The 15,171-nt window shown below is 59.9% G+C and carries 15 protein-coding genes; 6 read left to right on the top strand and 9 right to left on the bottom strand.

What is annotated here, in order from left to right; all coding sequences use genetic code 11:
- Positions 1-64 precede the first annotated feature (64 nt).
- Complete coding sequence (locus AX768_RS12450; protein ID WP_062000212.1) at positions 65-550, bottom strand: YajQ family cyclic di-GMP-binding protein; 486 nt, start codon at positions 548-550, stop codon at positions 65-67.
- 125 nt (positions 551-675) lie between these two features.
- Here AX768_RS12450 and murB point away from each other — a divergent pair, with 125 nt between their 5' ends.
- The gene (gene murB, locus AX768_RS12445; protein WP_062000211.1) at positions 676-1,695 is read left to right on the top strand and encodes a UDP-N-acetylmuramate dehydrogenase; all 1,020 of its coding nucleotides are present in this window, start codon (positions 676-678) and stop codon (positions 1,693-1,695) included.
- Between the two features lie 63 nt (positions 1,696-1,758).
- Here murB and AX768_RS12440 read toward each other — a convergent pair whose 3' ends face one another.
- Positions 1,759-2,988, bottom strand: coding sequence for an argininosuccinate synthase (locus AX768_RS12440; RefSeq protein ID WP_062000210.1), 1,230 nt, complete (start codon positions 2,986-2,988; stop codon positions 1,759-1,761).
- 111 nt (positions 2,989-3,099) lie between these two features.
- Positions 3,100-4,029, bottom strand: coding sequence for an ornithine carbamoyltransferase (gene argF, locus AX768_RS12435; RefSeq protein WP_062000209.1), 930 nt, complete (start codon positions 4,027-4,029; stop codon positions 3,100-3,102).
- Positions 4,030-4,595: 566 nt separating this feature from the next.
- On the opposite strand from argF, the gene AX768_RS12430 reads away from it, so the two are divergent.
- Positions 4,596-4,925 carry a DUF3579 domain-containing protein gene (locus AX768_RS12430; protein WP_062000208.1) on the top strand — a complete coding sequence of 110 codons (330 nt, stop codon included), beginning with the start codon at positions 4,596-4,598 and terminating at the stop codon, positions 4,923-4,925.
- A gap of 170 nt (positions 4,926-5,095) precedes the next feature.
- Here the strand turns inward: AX768_RS12430 and rpsT are convergent, their stop codons facing one another.
- Positions 5,096-5,371: a 30S ribosomal protein S20 gene (gene rpsT, locus AX768_RS12425; protein ID WP_047845158.1), complete on the bottom strand. Its 276-nt coding sequence runs from the start codon at positions 5,369-5,371 to the stop codon at positions 5,096-5,098.
- Positions 5,372-5,807: 436 nt separating this feature from the next.
- Between rpsT and murJ the strand changes: the two genes are divergently transcribed.
- Complete coding sequence (gene murJ / locus AX768_RS12420) at positions 5,808-7,358, top strand: murein biosynthesis integral membrane protein MurJ (RefSeq protein ID WP_062000207.1); 1,551 nt, start codon at positions 5,808-5,810, stop codon at positions 7,356-7,358.
- Positions 7,358-8,203, top strand: a complete 846-nt coding sequence (locus AX768_RS12415; RefSeq protein WP_062000206.1) for a SirB1 family protein — start codon at positions 7,358-7,360, stop codon at positions 8,201-8,203. The genes murJ and AX768_RS12415 overlap by 1 nt, the downstream gene beginning before the upstream one ends.
- Positions 8,204-8,261: 58 nt before the next feature.
- Here AX768_RS12415 and AX768_RS12410 read toward each other — a convergent pair whose 3' ends face one another.
- The 5 genes from AX768_RS12410 to lpxK form a co-directional block, all read right to left on the bottom strand.
- Positions 8,262-9,020 carry a 3-hydroxyacyl-CoA dehydrogenase gene (locus tag AX768_RS12410; protein ID WP_062000205.1) on the bottom strand — a complete coding sequence of 253 codons (759 nt, stop codon included), beginning with the start codon at positions 9,018-9,020 and terminating at the stop codon, positions 8,262-8,264.
- A gap of 117 nt (positions 9,021-9,137) precedes the next feature.
- Positions 9,138-9,800, bottom strand: coding sequence for an adenylate kinase (gene adk / locus AX768_RS12405; protein WP_062000204.1), 663 nt, complete (start codon positions 9,798-9,800; stop codon positions 9,138-9,140).
- Positions 9,801-10,097: 297 nt separating this feature from the next.
- Positions 10,098-10,907, bottom strand: coding sequence for a 3-deoxy-manno-octulosonate cytidylyltransferase (gene kdsB, locus AX768_RS12400; protein ID WP_062000203.1), 810 nt, complete (start codon positions 10,905-10,907; stop codon positions 10,098-10,100).
- A 34-nt stretch (positions 10,908-10,941) separates the two neighbouring features.
- Complete coding sequence (locus tag AX768_RS12395; RefSeq protein ID WP_056355089.1) at positions 10,942-11,148, bottom strand: Trm112 family protein; 207 nt, start codon at positions 11,146-11,148, stop codon at positions 10,942-10,944.
- Positions 11,129-12,145 (bottom strand): tetraacyldisaccharide 4'-kinase, encoded by a 1,017-nt coding sequence (gene lpxK / locus AX768_RS12390; protein ID WP_062000202.1) that lies wholly within the window; start codon positions 12,143-12,145, stop codon positions 11,129-11,131. Before lpxK ends, AX768_RS12395 begins: the two co-directional genes overlap by 20 nt.
- 516 nt (positions 12,146-12,661) lie before the next feature.
- Between lpxK and xseA the strand changes: the two genes are divergently transcribed.
- Together xseA and sodB are read left to right on the top strand one after the other, a co-directional pair.
- On the top strand, positions 12,662-14,038 hold the full coding sequence (gene xseA, locus AX768_RS12385; protein WP_062000969.1) for an exodeoxyribonuclease VII large subunit: 1,377 nt from the start codon (positions 12,662-12,664) through the stop codon (positions 14,036-14,038).
- Positions 14,039-14,280: 242 nt separating this feature from the next.
- Complete coding sequence (gene sodB, locus AX768_RS12380; RefSeq protein WP_062000201.1) at positions 14,281-14,862, top strand: superoxide dismutase [Fe]; 582 nt, start codon at positions 14,281-14,283, stop codon at positions 14,860-14,862.
- Positions 14,863-15,171 lie beyond the last annotated feature (309 nt).

The following is a 15,171-nucleotide window of genomic DNA, read 5'->3' as shown; positions in this document are numbered from 1 at the left end:
AAACAAGAAAGCCGCCTGAAAGGCGGCTTTCTATCTGCACATCAAGCTTTGCGAAACCGGTCCATCAGTCCCGGAAGTTGTTGAAGTCGAGCGGCGCGTCCGTCACGTCTTTCTTCAGCATGGCGATCGCGCTTTGCAGATCGTCGCGCTTCGTGCCATTGATGCGCACCGCGTCGCCCTGAATGCTGGCCTGGACCTTGATCTTGCTGTCCTTGACCATCTTGACGATCTTCTTTGCCAGGTCGCCGGTCACGCCTTTCTTGATCTCGACGACTTGCTTCAGCTTGTCGCCGCCGATCTTCTCGATCTTGCCGTAATCCAGGAATCGCACGTCCACATTGCGCTTTGCCAGCTTCGACAACATCACGTCCTTGATCTGGCCGAGCTTGAAATCATCGTCGGCAAAAAGCGTCAGGTCGCGATCCTTTTGCTCGATGCGCGAATCCGAACCCTTGAAGTCAAAGCGCGTGGAAATCTCCTTGTTCGACTGTTCGATGGCGTTTTTCACCTCGATCATGTTTGCTTCGCTGACGACGTCAAACGATGGCATTTGTATTCCCCTTCGTTGAGGCGAGGCGCCAGACTGCCTGCACGCACTCGCTATAATCACTAACCAACGTCATTCTACCGATGCCGTCCCGGTTTGCCCAAGACCACACCCTTAGTGCTGCCTCAATGCCCGAGTACGAACTCCTCTCCGACTACCCGCTGCTCGCGCACAACACCTTCGGTTTCGATGTCCGCGCCAGACTCGCGCTTCGGCTGACGGAAGAAGCACAGATTGCGGCGCTTGCTCACGACAAACGTCTCAAAGACAGGGCACGGCTAATTCTTGGCGGTGGCAGCAATGTGGTGCTGACGAAGGATTTCGATGGCGTTGCATTGCTGATGGAATTGCGCGGACGTCATGTAATCGATCAAGACGGCGAAGCGGTGTATGTCGAAGCCGCTGGAGGAGAAAACTGGCACGAATTCGTTGCATGGAGCTTGTCGCAAGGCTTCCCGGGACTCGAAAACCTCGCGCTGATTCCCGGCACGGTGGGCGCGGCGCCGATCCAGAACATCGGCGCATATGGGCTGGAAATGGGCGAGCGCTTCGAACGCTTGCGGGCTATCGAGTTATCGACGGGCGAAACGCGCGAATTCGATCGCAACGCGTGCGCGTTCGGTTATCGCGACAGTTATTTCAAGCGGGAAGGGCGCGGACGTTTTGTGATCGTTTCGGTGACGTTTCGTCTGCCGAAAAAGTGGACGCCGCGTGCGGAATACGCAGACATTGCGCGCGTGCTGGAAAGGGGCGCGTCGGACAATCCGCAAGCGATCTTTAATGCAGTCGTCGCCGTGCGTCAGGCGAAGCTGCCCGACTGGCGCGTGCTTGGAAACGCCGGAAGCTTTTTCAAGAACCCGGTGATCAGCGCGGCCGAGTTCGATGCGCTCAAGGCGCGCGAGCCGGAGCTCGTCTCGTACAAACAGCCGGACGGGCAATTCAAGCTGGCAGCGGGCTGGCTTATCGACCAATGCGGCTGGAAAGGCCGTTCAATCGGCGCGGCCGCCGTGCACGACCGGCAGGCGTTGGTACTGGTCAATCGCGGCGGGGCATCGGGCGCGCAAATCATCGAACTCGCCGATGCGGTCAAACGCGACATCCACGCGCGTTTCGGCGTCGAGCTGGAAGCAGAACCGGTATGCCTTTGACGCGGCACTGATGCCCCATTAAGAAACCCGCCGAAGCGGGTTTTTTCACATTTTCGATACCGCTCAACCACCACGCTTGCGGCGCGCATTTTCCGCAATCCGCATCCGCAGCGCATTCAGCTTGATAAACCCGCCGGCATCGGCCTGATCGTAGGCGCCGCCGTCGTCATCGAACGTAGCGATGTTCTTGTCGAACAGCGTTTCCTTCGAATCACGCGCGACCACCGTCACGCTGCCCTTGTAAAGCTTCACGCGCGTCCAGCCGTTCACCTTGTCCTGCGTGTGATCGATCAGCACTTGCAGCGCGCGACGCTCCGGGCTCCACCAGTAGCCGTTGTAAATCAGTGAGGCATAACGCGGCATCAGGTCGTCTTTCAGATGCGCGACTTCACGATCCAGCGTGATCGACTCGATCCCGCGGTGCGCCTTGAGCATGATCGTGCCGCCCGGCGTCTCGTAGCAACCGCGCGACTTCATGCCGACATAACGGTTCTCGACCAGATCCAGCCGGCCGATGCCATGCTTGCCGCCAATCGCGTTCAGTTCGGTGAGCATGTCCGCCGGCGACAAACGCTTGCCGTTCAACGCAACCGGATCACCCTTCTCGTATTCGATATCCAGATACTCCGGCTGGTCCGGCGCATCTTCCGGCGCGACCGTCCAGCGCCACATGTCGGCTTCGGCTTCGGCCTTCGGATCTTCCAGGTGACGGCCTTCGAATGAAATATGCAGCAGGTTTGCGTCCATGGAGTAGGGCGCGCCACCTTGCTTATGCTTCATTTCGATAGGAATGCCTGCCTTTTCCGCGTAAGCCAGCAGCTTTTCACGAGACAGCAGATCCCATTCACGCCACGGCGCGATCACCTTGATGCTTGGCTCGAGCGAGTAATAACCCAGTTCGAAACGCACCTGATCGTTACCCTTGCCGGTCGCGCCATGCGAAACGGATTGCGCGCCCACGGCACGGGCGATCTCGATCTGACGTTTCGCGATCAGCGGACGTGCAATCGACGTTCCGAGCAGGTATTCGCCTTCGTAGACCGTGTTGGCGCGGAACATCGGGAACACGAAGTCGCGGACGAATTCCTCACGCAGATCTTCAATGAAGATGTTGTCCTGCTTGATGCCGAGCTGCAGCGCTTTCTTGCGCGCCGGTTCGAGTTCTTCGCCCTGACCGATGTCAGCGGTGAACGTCACGACTTCGGCGTCGTAGTTGTCTTGCAACCACTTCAGGATGACGGAGGTATCGAGGCCGCCCGAGTAGGCGAGCACGACTTTTTTGATATCGCTCATGGTGAACTCGTATGGCTGGAAAACGGTGTGCGCCGGGCTTTCAGCGCGCGGAAAACCGCTATTTTGACACTAAATGGCGGTCATTCCGCATTTTCGGGACGATGCGGCGTTTCAATGATTGAGTTTGCCGAGCAGCAGATACTCCATCAACGCCTTCTGAACGTGCAGACGGTTTTCGGCTTCGTCCCAGACCACGCTTTGCGGACCGTCGATCACTTCGGCGCTCACTTCTTCCCCGCGATGGGCCGGCAGGCAATGCATGAAGAGCGCGTCCGGATTCGCGCGCGACATCATGTCTGCATCGACGCACCAGTCGGCGAACGCCTTCTTGCGCACTTCGTTCTCGGCTTCGAAACCCATGCTGGTCCAGACGTCCGTGGTGACCAGATCGGCGCCGGTGCAGGCGTCGTTCGGATCAGCGAACTCTTGGTAGAACGGCGCGCTTTCCGGCGCAACCAAGGTCGGATCGAGTGAATAGCCGGGCGGAGTAGAGAGACGCAATTTGAAGCCAAGGATCTGCGCGGCCTCGATCCACGTGTACAGCATGTTGTTGGCATCGCCAACCCAGGCCACCGTTTTCCCCGCGATAGGGCCACGCAATTCGTAGTACGTGAAGACGTCGGCGAGAACCTGGCATGGGTGATATTCGTTCGTCAGCCCGTTGATCACCGGCACGCGCGAGTTTTCGGCGAAGCGCTCGATGATGTGCTGGCCGAACGTGCGAATCATGATGATGTCGACCATGCGTGAGACGACCTGAGCCGCATCTTCGATAGGCTCGCCGCGGCCCAGTTGCGTATCACGCGTGCTGAGGAACACGGCATGGCCGCCGAGCTGGAAGATGCCGGCTTCAAACGACAGCCGCGTACGCGTTGAATTCTTCTCGAAGATCATCGCCAGCGTTCGGTCGTGCAGCGGGTGATAGGTCTCGTAGCTCTTGAACTTGCGCTTCAGAATACGTGCGCGTTCGAGCACGTAGTCATAGTCGTCGAGGGAGAAATCCTTGAACTGCAGATAGTGGCGAATTTTTTTTTCGGTCATGAAATGCGTACGGCGGCTTCAGCCGGCAGTTGCGCCGGACGGCGCCGCCGTCGTGGTGGTATTGAGTTTCAGCATAAAGGAAATTCTGCCGTTTGACGAGGTGGCCAAATAGCCGACGCGGTCCATCGTTGCCTGTCTTGCAGCCCGTCCAGCGCGGTTCAGCGGTTTTGTGTGCAGTGCGGAAAAAGGCCCTCTGCTGTATAATCGGCCTCGTTTCTCCGGCAGTCCTGACACCTGTCGACTGCTTTCAGTACGGCTTCGAAGCGGCCTCACCTCGTCGCATTCTTGAGCGAGTGTATCCAGCGAGTTCGCGGACATGCTTTCGTGTTGCTGCCATCAGGAGGCCGCGAAGGAAACTGAAATTGCGTCGAAAATAGGCTTGTCCTGGCTTATTGCACGCTCAGGCACCATTCGCGCCGGGCGTTAGGGTTACACGTCGGAGTTCACGCGGGGCTTAACTGCAGCAAGGGTCAGCGAGCCGGGCTTCGTTTCTGCTGGCTCATCTTGCCAATCGTGCATGCGCGTTTGCCGGCGGTTTCCGCTGGTCGTCAAACAGGTATTCCTACATGGCCGAAACAACCCCAACCGAATACTTCATCCAGGGCGTCACGTCGAACGGCAAGACCTTTCGGCCGAGTGACTGGTCGGAGCGGCTTTGCGGCGTGATGTCGGGTTATGGTCCAAAAAAGCGCGGGCCGAATGCCCGGCTGACATATTCCATCTATGTACGCCCCACCTTGCTTGGAAACGTGAAGACGGTGATCCTCGATTCGCGGTTGCGCGAGATCGAACCCATGGCCTTCGACTTCGTGATGAACTTTGCAAAGGACAATGACCTGCTGGTGACGGAAGCCTGCGAGCTGCCGCCGCATCACGGAACGCAGCAGCAAAGTTGACAGGGGGAGGGCTTCTTCCACCTTAAATACGTGTTGAGGCCGTTTAACACGTACACGACAAAAAACCCGCCAAGGCGGGTTTTTTTATTGCTGCTTTTCTTGCTCTAGTCCCTCAGCGCAAAAAGCATTAAGCCTGTCACGCCGGAGGCGTGCAGGCCGCAACGCAATTGTTAGGCAGCAGGTGCTTGCAGACCCTTGATAGCTGCCGACAGACGGCTCTTATGGCGAGCAGCCTTGTTCTTGTGAACGATGCGCTTATCCGCAATGATGTCGATGGTCTTGACCGACGTCTTGTAGATTTCCGCAGCCTTGGCCTGGTCGCCGGCGTCGATTGCCTTGCGAACTGCCTTGATGGCCGTGCGGAACTTCGAGCGCAGCGCCGAGTTGTGCGAGTTTGCTTTCGCGCTTTGACGGGCGCGCTTGCGAGCTTGTGCGGTATTTGCCATGACGGTTCCTTATCCTGTTCCAGCTATGTGTTTCAGCGCTTCCCGTTTAGCTTCCGGAGCGAGCCCAGCTCAATGCCGGCCCGGCTCCGCACAAGATAAAACGAGGTCAATCCGATGCGCTGTTTATGATCAAACTCCCGGGATCGATTGCCCGAAAGCGCAAAAACGTCGAAAGAAGACGCGAAACCGCAGTGCCTGGTAACTGCTTACCCATGCCGAAAGCGGATTCAGGAGCTTCGAAACCGGCGATTATAGCAACGAAATCATGGGACTGGCAAGCACGGCACGTTCTGCAGAAGGCACGCCCCAGCCTTGGACAGGCGACATCTGCCAGCGGACAGGCTGTGCAAGATACCACCGCCGTTGCAAATTCTAACGATTCGGGAATTGTTGCGACGCGTTGTGTTCATGGTGCCGCCCGTATAATGAGCGCCCCATGAATCTAATCCGAGCCCTCCTGACGGTCAGCGGTTTCACGTTGCTTTCGCGTGTAACCGGCCTGATCCGCGAAACGCTGATCGCGCGAGCCTTTGGCGCCAGTCAATTCACCGACGCGTTCTACGTCGCCTTCCGCATCCCGAACCTGCTGCGGCGCCTGTCCGCGGAAGGGGCGTTCTCGCAGGCCTTCGTGCCGATCCTCGCCGAGTTTAAGAACACCGAGGGCCACGATGCAACCAAGGCGCTCGTCGACGCCATGTCGACGGTGCTCGCCTGGGCGCTCGCGGTGCTGTCGCTGGCGGGCGTGGCGGGCGCGTCCTGGGTCGTGTTTGCCGTTGCGTCAGGCCTGGAGCACGATGGCCGCGCGTTCGGCTACGCGGTGACCATGACCCAGATCATGTTCCCGTACATCATCTTCATCTCGCTGACATCGCTGGCGTCCGGGGTGCTGAATACGTACCGGAAGTTCTCGCTGCCTGCGTTCGCGCCGGTACTGCTCAACGTGTCCTTCATTGCGGCGGCGATTTTCCTCGCGCCGCATCTGAAAGTGCCTATCTACGCGCTGGCGTATGCGGTGATCGCCGGCGGGATTTTGCAGTTTCTCGTGCAATTGCCCGGGCTCAAGAAGATCGACATGATTCCGCGCATCGGGTGGAATGTTGTAAAGGCACTGCGGCATCCGGGCGTGAAGCGCGTGCTGATCAAGATGGTGCCGATGACCTTCGGCGTGTCCGTCGCGCAACTGAGCCTGATCATCAACACGAATATTGCGTCGCGGCTCGGACCGGGCGCGGTGTCGTGGATCAATTATTCCGACCGCCTGATGGAGTTTCCGAGTGCGCTACTCGGCGCCGCGCTCGGCACGATCTTGCTGCCAAGCCTTTCGAAGGCGCATGTGGACAAGGATCCGGTCGAATACTCCGCGCTCCTCGACTGGGGGCTGCGCATCACGTTCCTGTTGGCCGCGCCCAGTGCAATTGCGCTGTTTTTCTTCGCCCAGCCGCTCACGGCGACGCTCTTCGGCTACGGCAAATTCGATGCAAATTCCGTCGTCATGGTGGGCCGCGCGCTGGCCATGTATGGAATCGGGCTCGTCGGCCTGATCCTGATCAAGATCCTTACGCCCGGTTTTTACGCGAAGCAGGACATCAGGACGCCGGTGATCATCGGCATTGTGGTGTTGATCGCGATTCAGTTGAGCAACCTGGTTTTCGTGCCTATATTCGCCCACGCCGGGCTCACCTTGTCGATCGGGCTAGGCGCGTGCGCGAACGCGACAATGTTGTTCATCGGATTGAGGAAGCGCGGGATCTACCAGCCGACGGCGGGATGGACGCGTTTCTTCGCCCAACTGGTCGGGGCATGCCTCGTGCTGGCGGGAGTGATGCACTGGGTTTCGGGCAATTTCGACTGGATTGGCATGCGTGCTGCGCCGCTGCAGCGCATTGCGCTTCTTGGAGCCAGCCTGGTCGTATTCGCTGCGCTATATTTCGGTATGCTCTCCGCGATGGGCTTTAAATACGCGTATTTCAGAAGGCGAACGATGTGATGACGACGACGCGCATGCTCGACTATTTCACTTCGCTAGTGGCGGAGGACGAAAGCCTGCCCCTCACAGAGGCCGCGTTAGCGCTTGCGCAGGACGCGTATCCCGACCTCGATTTGCAGGGCGTGCTGGCGGAGATCGACGAGCTCGTGCTGCGCGTTCGCCGCCGCATGCCGGACGACGCCGACGTCAAGCAGCAAGTCGGGGTGCTGAATCGTTTTTTCTTCCGCGAACTGGGCTTCACCAGCAACCTCAACGACTATTACGATCCGGACAACAGCCACCTGAACATGGTGCTGAAACGCCGGCGCGGCATTCCAATATCGCTTGCGGTCGTGTATCTGGAGATGAGTGAGCAGCTTGGTATCCCGGCGCGGGGCGTGTCGTTTCCTGCGCATTTCCTCCTGCGCGTGACCACTCCGGAAGGCGACGTGATGCTCGATCCAACCACTGGCCACTCGCTCTCTGAATCTGCGATGGTTGAAATGCTCGAGCCCTACGTGCAGCGGCGCGGCGAGTCGATAGGAAGCGCACTGCGCGTGCTATTGCAGCCAGCGACCCGGCGGGAAATCATCGGACGAATGTTGCGCAATCTGAAGAGCATTTATCTTCAGACGGAACGATGGCAGCGCTTGCTCGCCGTGCAACAACGGCTTGTGATCCTGATGCCGGGAAGCATCGAAGAGGTGCGGGATCGCGGTTTCGCGTATGCCCGTCTGGACTACTTGCGCCCGGCAATGGAAGATTTGCGTCGATACCTCGATGACCGTCCGGACGCCGAGGACGCAACGGTCGTGGAGACGGAGTTGCACGAACTCAGGCAACGCACGCAGCACGACAGCGACTAAAAAGTCTGGCTTTATAAAAACGGCGGCGCATCTGCAAGGATGTGCCGCCGTTTTTCGATTACTTCGGTTGCATCCGGATTGCCCCGTCCAGGCGGATGACTTCGCCGTTGAGCATGGGGTTATCGAAGATGTGTTTGACGAGCATCGCGTATTCGTTCGGTTTGCCCAAGCGCGACGGGAACGGCACCATCGCGCCGAGGGCGTCCTGCACTTCCTGCGGCATGCCGAGCAGCATGGGCGTTTCGAAGATACCCGGCGCGATTGTCATGACACGAATGCCGTTACGCGACAGATCACGTGCGATTGGCAAGGTCATGCCGACCACGCCACCCTTCGATGCCGCGTAGGCGGCTTGCCCGATCTGGCCATCGTAGGCCGCAACCGATGCCGTGCTGACAATCACGCCGCGTTCGCCGGCCGCGTTCGGTTCGTTCTTCGACATGGCCGCAGCGCTCAACCGGATCATGTTGAATGTGCCGATCAGGTTCACGCCAATGGTTTTCGCGAATACATCGAGCGAATGCGGGCCGTCCTTGCCGACCGTCTTTGCCGCCGGTGCAATGCCCGCGCAGTTCACGAGCCCGCGCAAACTGCCAAGTTGCGTAGCAGCCTCCACGGCGCGCTGGCCATCTTCCTCGCGGCTCACGTCGCACTTCACGAACACGCCGCCTAGTTCCTTCGCGAGCGTCTCGCCGCCGGCTTCGTTCATGTCTGCAATCACGACCTTGCCGCCATGATCGCGGATCAGTTGCGCCGTCGCCGCGCCCAAGCCCGATGCGCCGCCGGTGATGAGAAAAACGTTGTCCTGGATATCCATGCTGTGCTCCTCAATGGTGGTGATGTGCGAAGCGATCTGTAGAAGCAAAAAACCCGCTCAGCTAATGAAGCACGAGCGGGTTTCCAAAAGGCGTGCTTGCGGCGCCGGGAGTTGAGATCAGGTCAACGCTTCGAACACGCGCTGACGGATTTCATCGACGGTACCGAGGCCCGAAATACGCCGGTATTCCGGCGCCTTCAAACCGTTGTTGTCGCCGTGCTTCGACCAGTTGTTGTAGTAATCGATCAGCGGCTTGGTTTGCGCCACGTACACGTCGAGCCGCTTCTTCACGGTCTCTTCCTTATCGTCGTCGCGCTGAATCAGCGGCTCGCCGGTGACGTCGTCACAGCCTTCCTGTTTCGGCGGGTTGAACTTGACGTGATACGTGCGACCCGACGCCGCATGGACACGCCGTCCGCTCATGCGCTCGATGATGTCCGCGAACGGCACATCGATCTCCAGCACATAGTCGATGGCAACCGCCGCCTGCTTCATGGCGTCGGCTTGCGGAAGCGTGCGCGGGAAGCCGTCGAACAGATAGCCGTTTGCGCAGTCCGGTTCCTGCAGACGCTCCTTGACGAGGTTGATGATGAGCGTGTCCGGCACGAGCTCGCCCGCGTCCATGAAGCGCTTGGCTTCCACGCCGAGCGGCGAACCCGCTTTCACGGCGGCGCGCAGCATGTCGCCCGTCGAGATTTGCGGGATGCCGAACTTTTCCTTGATGAAGGTGGCCTGGGTGCCCTTGCCGGCGCCGGGGGCGCCCAACAGGATCAAACGCATGGTGATATCTCCGAATCGAATAGAAACCGCTCTCGCTGCGAGGCTTATCTGGCGTCCGGTCGCTATTCACAATTGCCCGGGAGACGTCCGAAACGAGGCGCGACGAGCCGAATTCGGGAGACGGCGCGGCACCAGTCGACATGGGCGCAAGGGAGCAAAGGCGCTGACCGGAAGGCTCGCGCTACCGGCCGATTATGCCATGCATCCTCGCAATGGCGACCCGAAAAAAGGCCGCAAAGGCTTGTTATGTGGGGCGTGGCGGGGTTAACGCGAGTTGCCCGGAAGCGGGCCGGCGCGTTAGGACGAAGCCGGAAACATCGTGCGTACGCGGGCAAGGTCGGTGGGGGTATCGACACCGGGCGGCGGTGCGTCGTTCGTGATCAGGACGGCGATGCGCTCGCCGTGCCAGAGCGCGCGAAGCTGTTCGAGCGCTTCCGCTTCTTCGATGGGCGCGACACTCAACGTGGGATAAGCCCGCAAAAACTTCGCGCGATACGCGTACAGGCCGATATGCCGCAGCACATTAGCCGGAATCGGCAGGCGCGATGCGAGCGCGGTCACGTTTGGCCATTCCTTCTGCCATGCATCGCGCGACCAGGGAATCGGCGCGCGGGAGAAATAGAGTGCTACGCTTTTTGCATCGAGCACGACTTTCACGACGTTTGGATTGAAAACGTCGGCGGGATCGTGGATGGGATGCGCGGCTGTGGCGATCGCGCACGACGGATGCGCCGCGAGATGCGCCGCCACGTTGCGCACGAGCGCGGGGTCGATCAGCGGTTCGTCGCCTTGCACGTTGACCACGATGGTCTCGTCGCTCCAGCCGAAATGCGTGGCGACTTCGGCGAGACGATCCGTGCCGTTCGGATGATCGGCGCGCGTAAGCAGCACGTCGAAGCCGTGTTCCTTCGCGACATCGACCACGCGGGGCGAATCCGTTGCGATCAGCACCTGCAATGCGCCCGACAGACGCGCCCGCTCGGCGACGCGCACGACCATTGGCTTTCCGCCGATGTCGGCCAGCGGTTTGTTTGGCAGCCGCGTGGACGCGAGCCGCGCGGGCACGACAGCAATAAAGGGCGGCACGACCGGCGTGTGGGCGTTCATGTTGGGGCGTTCGCGTCCTGGTGTTCGTTGAGGATCAGTTTCCGCTAACGGGTTTCAACGGATCGACGGGCGTGCCTTCAACGGTCTGACGTGCTTCGTCGGGCAGCATGATGGGAATGCCATCGCGAATGGGGTACGCGAGCTTGTCGACGTTACAGATGAGTTCCTGCGCCGCGCGGTCATGGGTGAGCTGGGTCTTGCAAATCGGGCAGACGAGAATTTCAAGCAGGCGTGCATCCACGAATTTTCTCCACAACTAATGCGATGAGGCGGGGTTTGAGCACGGCTTCCACGGGAACAACCCAGATGCGCGCGTCACGCCAGGCCCCGAATTTTACTGCATCCTTCTCTGTGATCAGGATCGAATCGGCTTCGATGCCGGCAAACGGGTTGTCGCGGTAATCGTAGTGATCGGGGAACGCACGGGTCGAGAGGGTCAGGCCTTCGGCACGCAGCGACGCGAAAAACCGTTCCGGCGATCCGATCCCCGCCGCCGCCACGATCCGCTCGCCCTTGAACGCGGCGAGCGGACGGCGCACGGCGGGGTCGTCGAGCAGCCAGGCATCGCCGGTTGTGAGATCGAGCGAGAAGGTGTTCGGCCACGGCGGCAGCGCGCGTTCGTACGGGCTGTTAACCAGGGTGGCGTCGCGACGCCGCGACATCGATTCACGCAGCGGGCCGGCCGGAAGCAGGAAGCCGTTGCCGCCGAGGCGGTCATCGAACACCACGAGCTCGAAGTTGCGCGCCAGGCGGTAATGCTGCAGGCCGTCGTCGCTCACTATTACATCCACCGATGGATTCGCCTTCAGCAACGCTTGCGCCGCCGCCACGCGATCCGGCGACACGACGACCGGTGCATGCGTGCGGCGAGCGATGAGAAGGGGTTCATCGCCGACTTCGGCGGGTTTACTTTCAGGCGTGACAAGCGTGGCTTCATGGATCTTTGCGCCATAACCGCGCGAGACGACGCCCGGCTGGTAACCGGCGGCGCGCAGCGCTTCCACGAGCGCGATCACGGTCGGCGTCTTGCCGGTACCGCCCACGGTGACGTTGCCGACCACGACAACGGGCACGCCAACGTTGGTCTGCTTGATCCAGCCGAGCGCGAAAAACATACGCCGAATCGCAGCGATCAAACCGAAAACAGCCGCAAACGGCGTCAGCGACCACGCGACCCAGCCACGCCGGCGCCATTCACGGGCGAGGAAATTTTCTATCGGCGGTTTGAAGTCAGACATGGCGCGCGCTTCCTGTACATCGCGGGAAAGCTCGGGACTGGATGGGCCGATGCTCGAAACATGACGATATTGCTGAGACTGGTGAAACCAGGCTTGACGGCCGGCACCTTTGCATCGGGGCGGTTCTCCTAAAAAGCTGAACGGAAAGCGGTCGACGGGCGATCCTCGAACCCGGCACTCTAGCGCGGCGGTGCGCTCTGCGCCAGTCGAAGGAAACCGGTCTGCCTCTGCAGTTTTACACAGACGGTTCTGTGGATAATTCTGTGAACAAGTTGGCGTGCATTAGCGGAAATTCGGCCTCTGGCCGGACTAACGTCGGCGAACAGCTATTTGGGAAATGAGAAAGGCATTAAAAACAAAGACTTAAAGGGTGTTCATGCGAATTTCATATTTGTGTGTGCGCGTTCTCGGTAAGTTGTGCATTGTGGACACTTGCTACACTTCGCAAGCCGAATGGACATCCATTCGCCCGAATTTCGACCCGTCGCCACCGCAACCAACCGGCCTTTTCCTTCGATGAGCACCGATCCTTTCTCCAAACCAGACCCCGCCGGCGCCGACGCGGTCATTCCCGTTTCAGCGCTCAATCGCGCGATTGGTTCAATGCTGGAGCGCTCGTTTCCGTTGGTCTGGGTATCGGGCGAAGTCTCGAATTTTACGAAGGCGGCGAGCGGTCACTGGTATTTCTCGATCAAGGATGCGCAGGCGCAAATGCGTTGTGTGATGTTCCGTGGCCGCGCCCAGTACGCCGAATTCACGCCGCGCGAAGGCGACCGGATCGAGGTGCGCGGGCTCGTCACCATGTACGAACCGCGCGGCGAGCTGCAACTCGGTGTAGAGGCGGTTCGACGGACTGGGCAAGGGCGCTTGTATGAAGCGTTCCTGAGGCTCAAGGCCAAGCTCGAAGCCGAAGGTTTGTTCGCCGCCGAGAGAAAGCGCGCGCTGCCGCAGCATCCGCGCGCAATCGGTATCGTGACGTCGTTGCAAGCAGCCGCCTTGCGCGACGTGCTGACCACGCTTTCGCGCCGTGCGCCGCACGTGCCGGTGATCGTCTACCCGGCGCCGGTGCAGGGCGCGGGTGTGGCCGCGAAACTCGCCGCCATGGTCGACGAAGCCAGCGCACGCCGCGAAGTCGATGTGCTGATTGTTTGCCGGGGCGGTGGTTCCATCGAAGACTTGTGGGCGTTCAATGAAGAAGTCCTTGCGCGTGCGATCGCCGAAAGCGCGATGCCCGTGGTCAGCGGCGTGGGGCACGAGACGGATTTCACCATCGCCGATTTCACCGCCGATGTCCGCGCGCCCACGCCCACGGCAGCGGCCGAACTCGTCAGCCCGCAACGCGTCTTGCTGCTGCGCGATCTGGATCATCGGCATGCATCGCTCGCACGCGGTTTCGGCCGGATGATGGAGCGGCGCGCGCAGCAAATCGACTGGCTTGCGCGCCGGCTCGTTAGCCCCACCGAGCGGCTCGAACGCCAGCGCGTTCACTTGCGGCAATTGACGGCGCGGCTTGCATCGGCGGGAGCGCGTCCGGTGCATGATGCCCGCGCACGCTTCGCGCTCGTGCACATGCGCTGGCAACGCTGGCGTCCTGATCTCGCCGCCGAGCGTGAACATCTGATGCGGCTCGCGCAGCGCCTGGGCGACTCGCAAGGCCGCAGGCACGAACGTGCGGCGGCGCGGGTGTCGGAGTTATCGGCGAGATTGCAGGTGCTGAGTCCGCAACGCACGCTCGAGCGTGGCTACGCCGCGTTGATCGATGCCCAAACGGGGCGCGCGGTGCGTTCACCGAATGCGCTGAAGCCGAAGCGGCCGCTGACCGTGCATCTCGCAGAAGGCGCGGCGGATGTCTTGCTCGCCGATGTACAACCCCGTTTATCCGACGAATTCTGAGCCCGGCACGCTCCATGCACGAGTTGAAAAGCGGCTGCGGATCATGGCTCCAAAGGCCCGTAGTTTTGACGGGCTAGCGTGTCTGCAGGAGCGTTTTTTACGCGGCTGCCATGGCTTCGTAATCGATCATGCTCATAAAAACCCGCAATTTGCGGGGTTATCCCAACTCGCCTACAATCGAGTGCTCCATTGCTTCACTCCTCACGTCCCCCAATAATTCAACATAGAAGGAAGCTCGCACCATGGAACATACCCTCCCGCCGTTGCCGTTCGAAAAGAACGCGCTTGCTCCGAACATGTCGGAAGAAACGCTTGAGTATCACTATGGCAAGCATCATCAAACCTATGTGACGAACCTGAACAAGCTGATTCCGGGTACCGAATTCGAAAACCTGCCGCTCGAAGAAATCGTCAAGAAGGCATCGGGCGGCGTGTTCAACAACGCAGCCCAGGTCTGGAACCACACGTTCTTCTGGAACAGCCTGTCGCCCAAGGGTGGCGGTGCTCCGGCCGGCGCGCTCGCCGACGCGATCAACGCCAAGTACGGCTCGTTCGACAAGTTCAAGGAAGAGTTCGCGAAGGTCGCAACCGGCACGTTCGGTTCGGGCTGGACGTGGCTCGTGAAGAAGCCGGATGGCTCGCTCGATATCGTCTCGACCAGCAATGCCGCTACGCCGCTGACCACGGACGCGAAGGCGCTCTTGACCATCGACGTTTGGGAACACGCGTATTACATCGACTATCGGAATGCGCGTCCGAAGTTCATCGAAGCATTTTGGAATATCGCGAACTGGGAATTTGCATCGAAGAATTTCGGTGCATAACGTTCACGTTCAGTGACGATACGGTCTCGATAGCAGCAGTCAAACTGGCATATCTAGGCTGACACTTCGGCGAGCAAAATTATGCCGGAACGGAGGGCCCTCGATGAGGGCCCTCCGTTGTTCTCGGCCCTACCGCTAACGTCTCAATCGTCAGCTTGTTCCAAGCGCTTGACTGATTCGCACGGCGACGCTGCCCGATAATTTGCTGCGAGGTCTGCTTCGACTTCAATTCTTCGATAGAGCGATCTTAGTCGTGTTGGTACGGTTTCTAGCGCCAGATGCACGTTGTCGTTGTAGTGGTGCAGTTGA

Origin of the sequence: Burkholderia sp. PAMC 28687, from assembly GCF_001577465.1 — a bacterium.
Taxonomy (GTDB): Bacteria; Pseudomonadota; Gammaproteobacteria; order Burkholderiales; family Burkholderiaceae; genus Caballeronia.
The sequence above is the reverse complement of the archived record's forward strand: the minus strand, read 5'-3'. Positions and strand labels throughout refer to the sequence as shown.